12 protein-coding genes and 1 pseudogene are annotated in these 15,236 nt (G+C 61.7%); 6 read left to right on the top strand and 7 right to left on the bottom strand.

Annotated features, from left to right (window positions below; translation table 11 throughout):
• The first annotated feature begins 167 nt into the window (after window positions 1–167).
• Entirely contained in the window at window positions 168–1,562 is a 1,395-nt protein-coding gene (locus AC1DRN_RS22900) for a class II fumarate hydratase (protein WP_223462455.1), read from the top strand.
• A 131-nt stretch (window positions 1,563–1,693) separates the two neighbouring features.
• On the opposite strand, the gene AC1DRN_RS22895 is transcribed toward AC1DRN_RS22900, so the two are convergent.
• From AC1DRN_RS22895 to pap, 3 genes are all read right to left on the bottom strand, one after another.
• Window positions 1,694–2,653, bottom strand: coding sequence for a DMT family transporter (locus AC1DRN_RS22895; protein ID WP_223462454.1), 960 nt, complete (start codon window positions 2,651–2,653; stop codon window positions 1,694–1,696).
• Window positions 2,654–2,897: 244 nt separating this feature from the next.
• Window positions 2,898–4,082 carry a thiolase family protein gene (locus AC1DRN_RS22890; RefSeq protein WP_223462453.1) on the bottom strand — a complete coding sequence of 395 codons (1,185 nt, stop codon included), beginning with the start codon at window positions 4,080–4,082 and terminating at the stop codon, window positions 2,898–2,900.
• Window positions 4,083–4,184: 102 nt separating this feature from the next.
• A complete protein-coding gene (gene pap, locus AC1DRN_RS22885) occupies window positions 4,185–5,705 on the bottom strand; it encodes a polyphosphate:AMP phosphotransferase (protein WP_223462452.1) in 1,521 nt (506 codons plus the stop codon).
• A gap of 144 nt (window positions 5,706–5,849) precedes the next feature.
• On the opposite strand from pap, the gene mnmC reads away from it, so the two are divergent.
• The 5 genes from mnmC (at window position 5,850) to AC1DRN_RS22860 (ending at window position 13,277) form a co-directional block, all read left to right on the top strand.
• Complete coding sequence (gene mnmC / locus AC1DRN_RS22880; protein ID WP_223462451.1) at window positions 5,850–7,829, top strand: bifunctional tRNA (5-methylaminomethyl-2-thiouridine)(34)-methyltransferase MnmC2/FAD-dependent 5-carboxymethylaminomethyl-2-thiouridine(34) oxidoreductase MnmC1; 1,980 nt, start codon at window positions 5,850–5,852, stop codon at window positions 7,827–7,829.
• Between the two features lie 169 nt (window positions 7,830–7,998).
• Window positions 7,999–9,771, top strand: coding sequence for an N-acetylglutaminylglutamine amidotransferase (locus AC1DRN_RS22875; RefSeq protein WP_223462450.1), 1,773 nt, complete (start codon window positions 7,999–8,001; stop codon window positions 9,769–9,771).
• Between the two features lie 3 nt (window positions 9,772–9,774).
• Entirely contained in the window at window positions 9,775–11,523 is a 1,749-nt protein-coding gene (gene ngg, locus AC1DRN_RS22870) for an N-acetylglutaminylglutamine synthetase (protein ID WP_223462449.1), read from the top strand.
• A gap of 124 nt (window positions 11,524–11,647) precedes the next feature.
• On the top strand, window positions 11,648–12,838 hold the full coding sequence (locus AC1DRN_RS22865; protein ID WP_263289819.1) for an osmoprotectant NAGGN system M42 family peptidase: 1,191 nt from the start codon (window positions 11,648–11,650) through the stop codon (window positions 12,836–12,838).
• A gap of 211 nt (window positions 12,839–13,049) precedes the next feature.
• Entirely contained in the window at window positions 13,050–13,277 is a 228-nt protein-coding gene (locus tag AC1DRN_RS22860; RefSeq protein WP_223462448.1) for a YheU family protein, read from the top strand.
• Between the two features lie 5 nt (window positions 13,278–13,282).
• On the opposite strand, the gene csrA is transcribed toward AC1DRN_RS22860, so the two are convergent.
• The 4 genes and pseudogenes from csrA to AC1DRN_RS22840 form a co-directional block, all read right to left on the bottom strand.
• Window positions 13,283–13,468, bottom strand: a complete 186-nt coding sequence (csrA, locus tag AC1DRN_RS22855) for a carbon storage regulator CsrA (protein ID WP_223462447.1) — start codon at window positions 13,466–13,468, stop codon at window positions 13,283–13,285.
• Window positions 13,469–13,621: 153 nt separating this feature from the next.
• Complete coding sequence (locus AC1DRN_RS22850; protein WP_008004345.1) at window positions 13,622–13,954, bottom strand: YnfA family protein; 333 nt, start codon at window positions 13,952–13,954, stop codon at window positions 13,622–13,624.
• Between the two features lie 64 nt (window positions 13,955–14,018).
• The gene (locus AC1DRN_RS22845) at window positions 14,019–14,834 is read right to left on the bottom strand and encodes an SDR family oxidoreductase (protein ID WP_223462446.1); all 816 of its coding nucleotides are present in this window, start codon (window positions 14,832–14,834) and stop codon (window positions 14,019–14,021) included.
• 242 nt (window positions 14,835–15,076) lie between these two features.
• Window positions 15,077–15,236 (bottom strand): annotated as a pseudogene (locus AC1DRN_RS22840) (group II intron reverse transcriptase/maturase); the annotation flags it as partial.

Genomic DNA, 15,236 nt, shown 5'->3' with positions numbered 1-15,236 from the left:
GGTAAGACCCCAAGGGCATCCATTCTGCGCCTAAAAAAGTGTGTCGCTCAACCCCGAGCCTTGTCGCGCTTGATTTAGAGGGGTTGAATGGTCAAATTCAGACTAATGGAACCACGGCTGTGGATCACGGCCTAAACTGCGCAATCGGACCTACAGGAGTGAGCAAGATGAGCCGTATCGAAACCGACAGCCTCGGCGAGGTTGAAGTCCCGGATGAAGCCTACTGGGGCGCTCAGACGCAACGCTCGCTGATCAACTTCGCCATCGGCAACGAACGCATGCCGCTGGCGGTGTTGCATGCCCTGGCGCTGATCAAGAAAGCCGCGGCACGGGTCAATGATCGCAACGGCGACGTACCCGCCGATATCGCCCGCCTGATCGAGCAGGCGGCCGACGAAGTGCTCGCCGGCGACCACGACGACCAGTTTCCGCTGGTGGTCTGGCAAACCGGCAGCGGCACCCAGAGCAACATGAACGTCAACGAAGTGATCGCCGGTCGCGCCAACGAGCTGGCCGGCAACCCCCGTGGCGGCAAGTCTCCGGTGCACCCCAACGATCACGTCAATCGCTCCCAGAGCTCCAACGACTGCTTCCCCACCGCCATGCACATAGCGGCCGTCCAGGCGGTGCAACAGCACTTGCTGCCGGCGATCAGCGAACTGTCCGGCGGGCTGGCCGAACTGGCCGCCCGCCACATGAAACTGGTCAAGACCGGCCGAACCCACATGATGGATGCGACACCGATCAGCTTCGGCCAGGAAATCTCGGCCTTCATCGCACAACTCGATTACGCCGAGCGGGCAATCCGCAGCGCACTGCCCGCGGTCTGCGAGCTGGCCCAGGGCGGAACGGCCGTCGGCACCGGGCTGAATTCACCCCACGGCTTCGGCGAGGCCATCGCCGCAGAATTGGCCGCCCTCTCCGGTTTGCCGTTTATCACCGCACCGAACAAGTTCGCCGCACTGGCCGGTCATGAACCGCTGACCACGCTGTCCGGCGCGCTGAAAACCCTCGCCGTGACCCTGATGAAGATCGCCAACGATCTGCGCCTGCTGGGTTCCGGCCCGCGCGCAGGCTTTGCCGAAGTCAAGCTGCCGGCCAATGAACCTGGGAGTTCGATCATGCCGGGCAAGGTCAACCCGACCCAGTGCGAAGCCTTGTCGATGCTGGCCTGCCAGGTGTTGGGCAACGACGTCGCCATCGGTTTTGCGGCCAGTCAGGGCCACTTGCAGCTGAACGTGTTCAAACCGGTGATCATCCATAACCTGCTGCAATCGATCCGTTTACTGGCTGATGGCTGCAGCAACTTCCAGCAGCACTGCGTGGCCGGTCTGGAGCCGGACGCGGAAAAAATGGCTGAACACCTGGAACGAGGCCTGATGCTGGTGACGGCGCTCAACCCGCACATTGGCTATGACAAATCGGCGAAGATCGCCAAGAAGGCCTACAGCGAAGGACTGACCTTGCGCGAAGCGGCGTTGCAGCTAGGGTATCTGACGGACGAAGAGTTCGATGCATGGGTGAGGCCGGAGAATATGCTGGAGGCTGGGGCCAAGGGCTGAGTTCTGTAGCGCCTGACAGTCCGTCATCGCGGGCAAGCCACGCTCCCACAGGTTTCGAGTCGTTCATGAACATTGTGGACGACGCAAAACCTGTGGGAGCGTGGCTTGCCCGCGATGAACGATGACGCGGTCTAACTGGCCGCCATCCGCACCTTCCGCGCCTTCAACCCGGCAATCAGCGAAGGCCCCAACGCCACCAGCGCCGACCCCAGCACCACCAGCACCGCACCGCCATAACCCAAACCATTGATCGTCTCGGCATGCACATAGTCGGGCCACAACCACGCAGCCATGGAAACCGCCGCAAAAGTCACCAACGGCGTGATGGCCAGCGTTGCGCTGACCCGGGAGGCCTCCCAATGGGCCAGGGCCTCGGCAAACGCGCCATAGGCAATCAGGGTGTTGAGGCAGCACGCCAGCAGCAACCAACCCTGCAACGGGTTCAATTGCAACGCTTCGAGCGGATGCACCCACGGCGTCAACAGCAGCGCGCAAAACAGGTAGATCACCATCATCACCTGCAGCGAATTCCACACCGTCAGCAATTGCTTCTGCCCCAGGGCATAGAAGGTCCAGACCGTGGACGCCAGCAGCACCAGCAGCACGCCGGCGGTGTAGTCGGTCAGCGACGTGAGCAATTCACTCAAGCGCTGGTTGAAAAACAGCGCAAAACCCATCAGCAGTACCAACAACCCGATCCCCTGCCCCAGACTGAACCGCTCCTTGAACACAAACACGCTGGCGATCAGCAGCATGATCGGCCCCATCTGCACCACCAGTTGCGCCGTGCCGGGGCTGAGCAGGTTCAGGCCCATCAAATACAGCACATAGTTACCGACCAGGCCGAGCACCGCCATCAGCACCAGCCAGCCACCACGAGGACCGAGCACTTTGCGGCTGGGCAGGCGCCTGGTGGCCGCCAAGTAAATGAACAGGCAGCCGCCAGACACCAACAGGCGAAACCAGGTCACCGTCACCGGGTCCATCACCAGCAGCACCTGCTTGAGCTTGATCGGCAGGATTCCCCACAACAACGCGGTCAACAAGGCCAGGAACAGACCGTAACCCCAGCGACCCGATGAAATGTGCATGTGAACCCCAACGCCAACTGACAGGAGCCGTCATTCTAGGCCTGGAGCGGTGGCGTACACAGGCACAGTTTGGGTCTGGCCGCGAATGAAACTGTGCAGGTCGCAATACCGTGGCGCGCCCATCGCGAGCAAGCTCGCTCCCACAGTGTCTAGCGGCGATCATTAATCTTGTGTACGCCACAAAACCTGTGGGAGCGAGCTTGCTCGCGATGGCTATCTAACCGACAACGAGAAATATCGAGGTTTAACGCACCGCCTCAAACAGTCCCGTAGCCCCCATCCCGCCCCCCACGCACATGGTGACGATGCCGTAACGCAGATTGCGTCGCTGCAATTCACGAACCAGATGCCCGACCTGACGCGAACCGGTCATGCCGAACGGGTGACCGATGGAAATCGAGCCGCCGTTGACGTTGTACCGGGCGTTGTCGATTTCCAGGCGGTTACGGCTGTACAGGCACTGCGAGGCGAAGGCTTCGTTGAGTTCCCACAGGTCGATGTCGTCAATCCGCAAGCCTTTGGCCTTGAGCAGTTTCGGTACCGAAAACACCGGGCCGATGCCCATCTCGTCCGGCGCGCAACCGGCCACGGTAAAACCGCGAAAGAACGCTTTCGGCTTGAGCCCCAGTTCCAGCGCTTTTTCCAGGCTCATTACCAGGGTCATTGACGCGCCGTCAGACAGTTGCGAAGAGTTGCCGGCCGTGACCGAGCCATCTTCTGCGAAAACCGGTTTCAACCCGGACAGACTTTCCAGGGTGGTGTCCGGGCGGTTGCAGTCATCGCGGTCGACGATGCCGTCGAGGATCTGTGCCTGACCGGTGCTTTTGTCTTCGACACGATACTTCACCGCTATCGGTACGATTTCATCGCAGAACAGCCCAGCGGCCTGCGCCTCTGCGGTACGCTGCTGGCTTTGCAGCGCATACAGGTCCTGCTCTTCACGGCTGACGCTGTACCGACGCGCGACAATTTCAGCGGTCTGGCCCATCGGGAAGTAGATGCCCGGCACCTGCTCCTTGAGCAGCGGGTTGATCAGGTTGTCGGTGTTGACGCTCTTCATGGTCAGGCTGATGGACTCGACACCGCCGGCGACGATGATGTCGCTGCAACCCGAAGCGATCTGGTTGGCAGCAATGGCGATCGCCTGCAAGCCCGAGGAACAGAAGCGGTTGAGGGTCATGCCGGCCGTGCCGATGCCCAGGCGCGACAGCACCGCGACATTGCGACCGATATTGAAACCCTGGGCGCCTTCGTTGGAACCGGCGCCAACAATGCAGTCCTCGACGCTCGCCGGATCGATACCGGAGCGCGCCAACAGTGCATCGACACAGTGTGCCGCCATGTCGTCCGGGCGGGTCATGTTGAATTTACCGCGAAAGGATTTGGCCAGGCCGGTCCGCACGCTGTCGACGATCACCACTTCACGCATGACATACCTCATTGTCGTTATCAGTTGAGAGTGGACCGAGCATAAGTCCAGCGCTTCACCGACCGCGACAATCATTCACCTCGCGTATGCGTAACCATCGCTTCAATCCTTGTCCTTACGCTTGCGTTCATGCCGGTCGGATTTTTCGAAAGCCTCCTCCAGTGCCCGGTTGATAGTGCGCAAGACTTTGACCCGTGCCCAGCGCTTGTCATTGGCTTCCACCAGGGTCCATGGCGCAATCTCGGTGCTGGTACGGTCGACCATGTCACCGACCGCCGCGCGATAGTCATCCCATTTTTCACGGTTGCGCCAGTCGTCTTCAGTGATCTTGAAGCGCTTGAAGGGAATCTTTTCGCGCTCCTCGAAGCGCTCCAGTTGCGTCTGTTTGTCGATGGACAGCCAGAACTTGACCACGATCACACCGGCGTCGGTGAGCTGTTCTTCGAAATCGTTGATTTCACCGTAGGCACGCAGCCAGTCCGCCGGGCTGCAAAAACCTTCAATGCGCTCCACCAACACCCGGCCATACCAGGAGCGGTCGAACACGGTGAACTTGCCCCGGGCCGGAAGGTGTCGCCAGAAACGCCACAGATAGGGCTGAGCCCGTTCTTCTTCGGTGGGCGCGGCAATCGGCACGATGCTGTACTGGCGCGGGTCAAGCGCTGCCGCCACCCGACGGATCGCCCCGCCCTTGCCCGCCGCGTCGTTGCCCTCGAACACCGCCACCAGTGCATGGCGGCGCATGCGCTTGTCGCGCATCAACCCGGAAAACCGCGCTTGCTCGGTGATCAGCCGTTCTTCGTAATCATCCTTGTCCAGGTTCAGGGTCAGGTCCAGGCTGTCGAGCAGGTTCACTTGATCGACGCTGGGGAACACTGGCGCGGCGCTGACCTTTTCCGGGTGGATCGTCGGCCGCTGCAATGCGCCGTGCAGGCCCGCCAGCAGAATCCGCCCCACGGCCAGACTGCGATAATGCGCATCCGCCCCGGCGATCACATGCCACGGCGCATAGTCACGGCTGGTGCGCCGCAGCACCCGCTCCCCATATTTCACGAACCTGTCGTAGGTTTGCGACTGCTGCCAGTCCAACGGGCTGATACGCCAGCTGTGCAGCGGGTCGTCGGCCAGCGCCTTGAGTCGCGCCTTCATTTGCTTCTTGGAGAGGTGAAACCAGAACTTGAAGATCAGCGCACCTTCATCGCACAGCATTTTTTCCAGGCGCTCGGCGCCGTTGATCGCCTGGTCCAGTCGCGGATCCTTGAACTCGCCATGGACCCGCCCCTGCAGCATCTGGCTGTACCAGTTGCCGAAGAAAATCCCCATGCGCCCCTTGGCCGGCAGCATCCGCCAGTACCGCCAGGCCGGTGGCCGCGCCAGCTCTTCGTCGGTTTGCTGATCGAACGTGCGAACCTCGATCAGACGCGGATCCATCCATTCGTTGAGCACCTTGATCGTCTCGCCCTTGCCCGCACCTTCGATGCCATTGATCAAAATGATCACTGGAAAGCGGCGTTGCTGCTGCAATTCGAATTGCGCTTCGAGCAACGCTTCGCGCAGGGCCGGGACTTCGGCGTCATAGGTGTCTTTGTCGATGGCGTGATCGATTTCGGCAGATTCAAACATGAGCGGCTCCCTTCCAGATGTGAGCAAGACTAGCGGATGGAACTGAGGGTCAGCAGAGATTTTCCTGATGGTCCCCTCGCCACAAAGAGCTTGGCCACGCCATCGATCGGCTAGAATGTCGGCCTTGCCGTTGCCGAGCCTGCCATGAAACCTGAACTGCCCCACGCCCAGCTCGACTGGGATGACCAAGGTCGTCCGTATTCGCGAGTGTTCGACGATGTGTATTTCTCCGACCAGTCGGGGCTGGACGAAACCCGCTATGTCTTTATCGAGCAGAACCGCTTGGCGGAACGCTTTGCTGCCTTGCCGGAGGGCGGACGCCTGGTCATCGGTGAAACGGGCTTTGGCACGGGACTGAATTTTCTGTGTGCCTGGCAGGTGTTCGAACAACACGCGGCGGCCGGAGCGCGGCTGCATTTTGTCAGCGTCGAAAAGTACCCGTTGAGCCCGGCCGACTTGCAACGTGCCCTGGCGCTTTGGCCGGAACTCAAGGTGTTTGCCGATCAATTGCTGGCGCAGTACGTGGCGATCCATCAGGGTTTTCAGCGCCTGACGCTGGATAACGGTCGCGTCACCCTGACGCTGCTGATCGGTGACGCATTGGAGCAACTGCCGCAACTCGATGCCCGAATCGACGCCTGGTTCCTCGACGGTTTCGCTCCGGCGAAGAACCCCGACATGTGGACCGCCGAACTGTTTGCCGAACTGGCGCGCCTGGCCGCTCCCGGTGCATCCATCAGCACATTCACCAGCACCGGTTGGGTGCGGCGCTTGCTCAACGCCGCCGGTTTCAAGATGAAACGCACCCCAGGCATCGGCCACAAATGGGAAATCCTGCGCGGCGAGTTCCTCGGCTGGCCCCAGGACGTGCCCGCCCCGGTGCCCGATAAACCCTGGTTTGCCCGCCCGGCGCAACTGACCGGCGAACGCCAGGCACTGGTGATCGGGGCCGGGCTGGCCGGTTGCGCCAGCGCCGCCAGCCTCGCCGCGCGGGGCTGGCAAGTGACAGTGCTGGAGCGCCACGACGATATCGCCCAGGAAGCCTCGGGCAACCCGCAGGGCGTGCTCTACCTGAAGTTATCGGCCCATGGCACGGCGCTGTCGCAAATGATCGTCAGCGGGTTCGGTTACACCCGACGACTGCTCGAACATTTGCAACGGGGTCACGATTGGGACGATTGCGGCGTGTTGCAACTGGCCTTCGATGCCAAGGAAGCCGAACGCCAAGTGCAATTGGCCGCGGCATTTCCGGCGGACTTGTTGCACCTGCTGGATCAACCCGAGGCACAGGCCGTGGCCGGTATCGGGCTGGCACAGGGGGGCCTGTTCTATCCCGAAGGCGGCTGGGTCCACCCACCGGCGCTGTGCCAGTGGCAGGCCGCGCACCCGCGAATTCAATTGCTCACCCATCGCGATGCGCTGGAACTGCGCAAGGTTGACGATCAGTGGCAAGCCTGGAACGGCGAGCGTCTGCTCGCCAGTGCACCGGTGGTGGTGCTGGCCGGGGCCGCCGAAATCCGGCGATTCCCCGAGAGTGCCGAGTTACCGCTCAAACGCATTCGCGGGCAAATCACCCGCCTGGGGCAAACCCCGCAAAGCCAGGCCCTGAGCACCGTGGTGTGTGCCGAAGGCTATGTCGCCCCTGCACGTTTGGGCGAACACACGCTGGGGGCCAGTTTCGATTTCAAGAGCGATGACCTGACGCCGACCACGGCCGAACACCTGGGCAACCTGACCATGCTCGAAGAGATTTCCCACGATCTGGTCGAGCGTCTACAGGCCGACAAACTTGCGCCTGAAAGCCTCCAGGGGCGCGCCGCTTTTCGCTGCACCAGCCCTGACTACTTGCCAATCGTCGGACCATTGGCCGACACCCAGGCGTTCGCTCAGGCGTATGCAGCGCTGGGCAAGGATGCCCGACAAGTGCCGGACGTCGAATGCCCATGGCTTGACGGTTTGTACATCAACAGCGGCCACGGCTCGCGCGGTCTGATCACCGCGCCGCTGTCCGGGGAACTGCTGGCGGCCTGGCTGGACAACGAACCCCTGCCCTTGCCCAGAAGCGTCGCCGAAGCCTGCCATCCCAATCGGTTTGCCTTGCGGCGCCTGATCCGGGGCAAGTAGTCGATACAGCAGCCTAAGTCGCCCTCACGGGGCGATTCGGCCGTGGTCAGCCACGCATATAACTCATCGGTCTAAAACTCCCCTTACCGAGGAGGGTCACTTTCTGAGTACCCGCCGTTTGGCGCGGTATCGATTGACCCTCCCCAACGGAAAAACCGGTAAGGAATTTATGTGCGGATTAGCTGGCGAGTTACGTTTTGATCATCAACCTGCAGACCTTGCAGCCGTTGAACGAATCACCCATCACCTGGCCCCTCGCGGCCCCGACGCTTGGGGTTTTCATAGCCAGGGGCCGGTTGCCCTGGGCCATCGGCGCCTGAAAATCATGGACCTGTCGGACGGCTCGGCGCAGCCGATGATCGACCCGCAATTGGGCTTGTCCCTGGCCTTCAACGGGGCGATCTACAACTTTCCGGAATTGCGCGCCGAGCTTGAAAGCCTGGGATACGCCTTCTATTCCGGTGGCGACACCGAAGTGCTGCTCAAGGGCTATCACGCCTGGGGCGAAGCCTTGTTGCCGAAACTCAACGGTATGTTTGCCTTTGCCGTTTGGGAGCGCGATGCCCAACGCCTGTTCATCGCTCGCGACCGACTCGGCGTGAAACCGCTGTACCTGTCGCGCACCGGCCAACGCCTGCGCTTCGCCTCGGCGCTGCCGGCATTGCTCAAGGGCGGTGACATCAACCCGATCCTCGATCCTGTAGCGCTCAATCACTATCTGAATTTCCACGCCGTGGTCCCGGCACCGCGCACCTTGCTGGCGGGAATTGAAAAACTGCCGCCGGCCACCTGGATACGCATCGAAGCCGATGGTCGCACCGAGCAGAAAACCTGGTGGACCCTGCCCTACGGTCCTCACGCCGATGAGACGGATCTGACCCTCGAAGACTGGCGCGACCGTGTGCTCGACAGTACCCGCGAAGCGGTCGCCATCCGCCAACGCGCGGCAGTGGATGTCGGCGTGCTGCTATCGGGCGGTGTCGATTCAAGCCTGCTGGTGGGCTTGCTGCGGGAAGTCGGCGTGGACAATCTGTCGACCTTCTCCATCGGCTTCCAGGATGCCGGCGGCGAGCGTGGAGACGAGTTCCAGTATTCGGACCTGATCGCCCGACACTACGACACGCAGCATCACCAGTTGCGCATCGATGAAAAAGAAATCATCGAACAACTGCCCGCCGCGTTCCGCGCCATGAGCGAACCGATGGTCAGCCATGACTGCATCGCCTTCTACCTGTTGTCCCGGGAAGTGGCCAAACATTGCAAGGTGGTGCAAAGCGGCCAGGGCGCCGACGAACTGTTCGCCGGTTACCACTGGTATCCGCAAGTGGATGGTGCAAGCGATCCGTATGCCGCGTACCGCGAAGCGTTTTTCGACCGTAGCTACGACGATTACGGCGCCACCGTGCAACCGAAATGGCTGACTGCGAATGACGCCGCCGGTGACTTCGTCAAAACCCATTTCGCCCAGCCCGGTGCCGAGGCGGCGGTGGACAAGGCCTTGCGTCTGGACAGCACGGTGATGCTGGTGGACGACCCGGTCAAACGGGTCGACAACATGACCATGGCCTGGGGCCTGGAAGCGCGCACGCCGTTTCTCGACTACCGCCTGGTGGAGCTGTCGGCACGGATTCCGGGGCGTTTCAAACTGCCGGACGGCGGTAAGCAAGTCCTGAAAGAAGCCGCGCGACAAGTGATTCCCAGTGAAGTGATCGACCGCAAGAAAGGTTACTTCCCGGTGCCGGGCCTCAAGCATTTGCAGGGCGATACGCTGGAATGGGTGCGCGAGCTGCTGCTCGATCCCGGCCAGGATCGCGGCCTGTTCAATCCCGCGATGCTCGACCTTCTGCTGACTGACCCGCAGGGACAACTGACGCCGTTGCGCGGCTCGAAGCTGTGGCAACTGGCGGCCCTCAACCTGTGGCTCAGCGAACAAGGAGTCTGACCGATGAAACCTCATACCACAGCGTTCAGCCAACGCCTGTTGCGCGGCCAGTCGCCCTCCTACGAACGCCTGCAGGCACGCCTGGCCGAAGACCGCAGTGCGCTCGGCGCGGCACCGATTGCCGTGCATTGCGGCTGGGGCCGCTTGCTGATCGGGCACACCTTCGCCGATGCCGCGAGCCTCGCCGGGGAGTTGCTCAACGAGCGGCCCGGCGAACGGGATATTGCGCTGTACGTCGCCGCGCCCCAGCAAGTGCTGGGGCTGGAGCCGACGCAGCTGTTCCTCGACCCGTCCGATACCTTGCGCCTGTGGTTCAGCGATTACCGTCAGGCGACCCGGGTGTTTCGCGGTTTCCGCATTCGCCGCGCGCAAAGCGATGCCGACTGGCAGGCGATCAATCAGCTGTATCAGGCGCGCGGCATGCTGCCGATCGACGCCACCCTGCTCACTCCGCGTCACCTGGGCGGCCCGATGTACTGGCTGGCCGAAGACGAGGACAGCGGCGCGGTCATCGGCAGCGTCATGGGCCTCAACCACCACAAGGCCTTCAACGATCCCGAACACGGCAGCAGCCTGTGGTGCCTGGCGGTCGACCCGCACTGTGCGCGACCGGGTGTCGGAGAGGTGCTGGTGCGGCATCTGATCGAGCACTTCATGAGTCGCGGGCTCGCCTACCTCGACCTGTCCGTGCTGCACAATAACCGACAGGCGAAAAACCTTTACGCCAAGCTCGGTTTTCGCAACCTGTCGACCTTCGCCATCAAGCGCAAGAACGGCATCAATCAGCCGCTGTTTCTCGGGCCCGGTCCGGAAGCCGCGTTCAACCCGTACGCGCGGATCATCGTCGAGGAAGCACATCGTCGTGGCATTGATGTGCACGTCGATGACGCCGAGGCCGGGATGTTCACCCTCAGCCATGGCGGGCGCCGGGTACGCTGCCGTGAATCCCTGAGCGATCTGACCAGCGCCATCAGCATGAGCCTGTGCCAGGACAAAAGCCTGACCCACAAAATGCTCAAGGCAGCCGGGTTGAACCTGCCGGCGCAGCAATTGGCGGGTAACGCCGATGACAATCTGGCATTCCTCGATGAATACCAGCGCGTGGTGGTCAAGCCACTGGATGGTGAACAGGGGCAAGGGGTGGCGGTGGATTTGCGCACCATCGAGGAGGTGCAGCAAGCCATAGAAGCCGCTCGCCACTTCGACAGCCGCGTGCTGCTGGAGAGTTTCCACGAGGGCCTCGACCTGCGCATTGTGGTGATCGGTTTTGAAGTGGTCGCCGCCGCCATTCGCCGGCCGGCCGAAGTGGTCGGCGACGGCCAGCACTCCATCGGTGCATTGATCGAAGCCCAGAGCCGGCGGCGGCAAGCGGCCACGGGCGGCGAAAGCAAGATCCCGCAGGACCAGGAAACCCGGCGCACCTTGCGTGCCGCGGGATACGACTACAGCAGCATTCTGCCGGCCGGTGAGCATCTGTTCGTACGACGTACGGCGAATCTTCATACAGGCGGTGTTCTTGAAGATGTAACGGCGATCCTGCATCCAACGCTGGTGGACGCCGCCGTGCGGGCCGCGCGGGCGCTGGACATTCCCATGGTCGGCCTCGACCTGATGGTGTCCGCCGCTGACCAGCCGAACTATGTATTTATCGAAGCCAACGAACGGGCCGGGCTGGCCAATCACGAACCGCAGCCGACGGCGGAGCGGTTTGTGGATCTGTTGTTTCCGTACAGTCAGCCGGTGGTCTCTTAGCCATGTGTTGTCTGGACTGATGCCATCGCGAGCAGGCTCGCTCCCACATTTGATCGCATTCCCCTGTAGGAGCGAGCTTGCTCGCGATGGCGGCCTTACTGGCGATAACCCATCAGGAGTTTCCATGATCAGCAAAATCCCCGAACCGGACCTCGGTTACCTGCAAAAAGTCCTGCTGGAAATGCTCGCCATTCCCAGCCCCACCGGGTTCACCGATACGATCGTGCGCTACGTCGCCGAACGCCTTGAAGAACTCGGTATTCCCTTCGAGCTGACCCGTCGCGGCACCATCCGCGCCACGCTCAAGGGCAAGAAGAACAGCCCCGACCGTGCCGTTTCCGCCCACCTGGACACCATCGGCGCGGCGGTGCGGGCGGTGAAGGACAACGGCCGCCTGACCCTCGCGCCGCTCGGCTGCTGGTCCAGCCGCTTTGCCGAAGGCAGCCGGGTCAGCCTGTTTACCGACAACGGCGTGATTCGCGGCAGCGTCTTGCCGCTGATGGCGTCCGGGCACGCGTTCAATACTGCCGTGGATGAGATGCCGATCAGCTGGGATCACATCGAGTTGCGCCTGGATGCCTACTGCGCCACCCGTGCCGACTGCGAGTCGCTGGGCATCAGCGTCGGCGATTTCGTCGCCTTCGACCCGCTGCCAGAGTTCACCGAAACCGGCCACATCAGCGCCCGCCACCTCGACGACAAGGCCGGGGTGGCCGCGCTGCTGGCGGCGCTCAAAGCGATTGTCGACAGTGGCGAAGAGTTGATGATCGACTGCCATCCGCTGTTCACCATCACCGAGGAAACCGGCAGCGGCGCCGCGGCTGCGTTGCCCTGGGACGTCAGTGAATTCGTCGGCATCGACATCGCACCGGTCGCGCCAGGCCAACACTCCAGTGAGCATGCGGTGAGCATCGCGATGCAGGATTCCGGTGGGCCGTATGACTATCACCTGTCGCGCCACCTCCTGCGCCTGGCCAGCGACAACGAGTTGCCCGCCCGCCGCGACCTGTTCCGCTACTACTTCAGCGACGCACATTCAGCGGTCACCGCCGGCCACGACATTCGCACCGCCCTGCTCGCCTTCGGCTGCGACGCCACCCACGGTTACGAACGCACCCACATCGACAGCCTCGCCGCCCTGAGCCGCCTGCTCGGTGCATACATCCTCAGCCCGCCAGTGTTTGCCAGCGATGCGCAACCGGCCAAGGGTTCACTGGACCGTTTCAGCCATCAACTCGAACACGACACGCAGATGGAAAGCGATACGCGGGTACCGTCAGTGGACAGTCTGGTGGGGCAACGGTCGGAGAACTGATCCGTTTTTTTTGTTGCTGGAGAGATCACCATCGCGAGCAAGCTCGCTCCCACAGTTGATTGGTGGTGAACACAATTATCCGGTTCGCCGCTGAGCCCTGTGGGAGCGAGCGTGCTCGCGATGGCGGCAGATCGGACAACATAAAACAACCAAGCTAGCGGCAATCTCGCATTCGCCGTAGCATCGCGCCATTGATCCAGCCGAGGTACCTATGCTGATTCCCTACGACCAACTTCAAGTCGACACCCTCACCCGCCTGATCGAGGACTTCGTGACCCGCGACGGCACGGACAATGGTGACGACACGCCACTGGAAACCCGCGTACTGCGCGTGCGCCAGGCCTTGACCAAGGGCCAGGCACTGATTGTCTTCGACCCGCAAAGCGAGCAATGCCAACTGATGCTCAAGCACGACGTGCCCAAACACCTGTTTGATTGAAGCCTTCAGCGTCCCTTGGTCTTCGCCAGTTTGTTCTGGATACGTTCGTAGATTTCCGAGCGGTGAACTTTGACGTCCTGCGGCGCTTCGACACCAAAGCGAATGTTGTTTCCATTGATCGCGAGAACGCGCACGGAAATGTTGTCAGCGATGGAAATGGTTTCGCCCACAACGCGAGTGAGTACGAGCATGAGGAGTGTCCTTCAGGGGTTACTGGCCCTTGAAGATGCCCGGCCCGCGGTATGCCTACAATGCTTCGGCAGCAAACCAGACCGGACTGACAGCCATGACGCACTACGCTTACGGAAAGGTCTGACAATCCGGCTGATTGTAGGGCCGATCTGTCAGGATGCGGAGAATCGCGGCCCGAACAGGATGATGCTCGCGCCGATTACACACAACGCCACGCCAAGCCAGTCCGAACCCAGCGGACGAATCCGTTCGACCACGGCCAACCAGCCGATTGAGGCAATGATGTAGATGCCACCGTAAGCGGCGTAGGCGCGGCCCGCGTAGGTGGCTTCGATACGGGTCAGCAGCAGGGCGAACAGGGTCAGGCTGAGGAGCGCCGGCACTACCCACCACATGCTTTTACCCTGGCGCAGCCACATCCAGAAGGCAAAGCAACCAGCAATTTCGAACAGTGCGGCGAGGAAAAACCACAGGTAATTGAGCATGCAAACGTCTCGCGAGGATGGCCGATGGCGGCCACCCTAACCACAGCGTTGCCTGCGAGCAAGATCAGCTTGCCGATTGCCTGGCCTTGGCGCGCATTTTGTCGGCCATGACGGTCATTTCGTCGTAGAGCAGTTGCGGGTTCTTCTGCTTGAGTGCCCAGGCCATGCGGCCCTGTTCGTGGGGCAGGATCATGAACTCGCCGGCGGCGACCTGCCGGTAGATGTAGTCGGCGATGTCGGCGGCACTGATGGGCGAGCTTTCCAGCAATTTGCCGACCTGGGCTTTCATGGCCGGGGTCGGACCGCGGAAGGAGTCCAGCAGGTTGGTCTGGAAGAACGACGGACACACCACATGCACGCCGACTTCCTGATGCGCCAGTTCGATCAGCAGGCTTTCGGACAACGCCACCACACCCGCCTTGGCCACGTTGTAGTTGCTCATCGCCGGGCCTTGCATCAGCGCGGCCATGGACGCGATGTTGATGATCTTGCCTTTGCTTTTTTCCAGCAGCGGCAGGAAAGCCTTGCAGCCCTTGACCACGCCCATCAGGTTGATTGCGATCTGCCAGTCCCAATCCTCCAGGGACAACTCGCTGAAGAACCCGCCAGACGCCACACCCGCGTTATTGACGATGACATCGATGCCGCCGAGCTTGACTTCGCAGGCCTGGGCGAACGCCGTCAACTGGCTGTAGTCGCGCACGTCGCAGCGCTGGATGAAACCGTCGCCACCGGCTTCGCGGACCAGTTTCAGGGTTTCCTGCAAGCCGGGCTCGCTGACGTCCGACAACGCCAGTTGCCAGCCTTCACGCGCCCAGCGCAGCGCGATTTCGCGACCCAGGCCAGAGCCTGCACCAGTGATCATCATGCGATTTTGCATAGCAAACAGCCTTGTTGTTCTCGGAAGATGCACCGAGTGTAGCGAAGGAGATCGCCCGACCCACGCTCCATCAGATTGCTGAATGGCCCGAGCAAACCGCGGGAGCCTTTGAAGTAACCAATGCAACAAAAAAAGATAGAGACCCGCCAGGCAAATCGGCATAGGGGACGGCCTTCATAGACCGTACCCCTGCCACACCACCCGGCATGCGGGTCCGCACCGGGCGGTTCGAGGGATTGAGGTCAGGAGAGACGTGGAAGTCCCAAGCGATCAAACCACGCGAGATTAAGCACCCAATTCAAGGCCCATCGACTGTTGTCCCACCAACGACGGGTGTTACATGCCACTTTCTGGGCGACTTCTTTACTCGCACCCAAAGCCCGTAATTCACGATAAGTCGTC

The organism is Pseudomonas sp. P5_B3, assembly GCF_056400405.1.
Note: the sequence above shows the minus strand (reverse complement) of the source record. Positions and strands in the feature narration are given on the sequence as shown.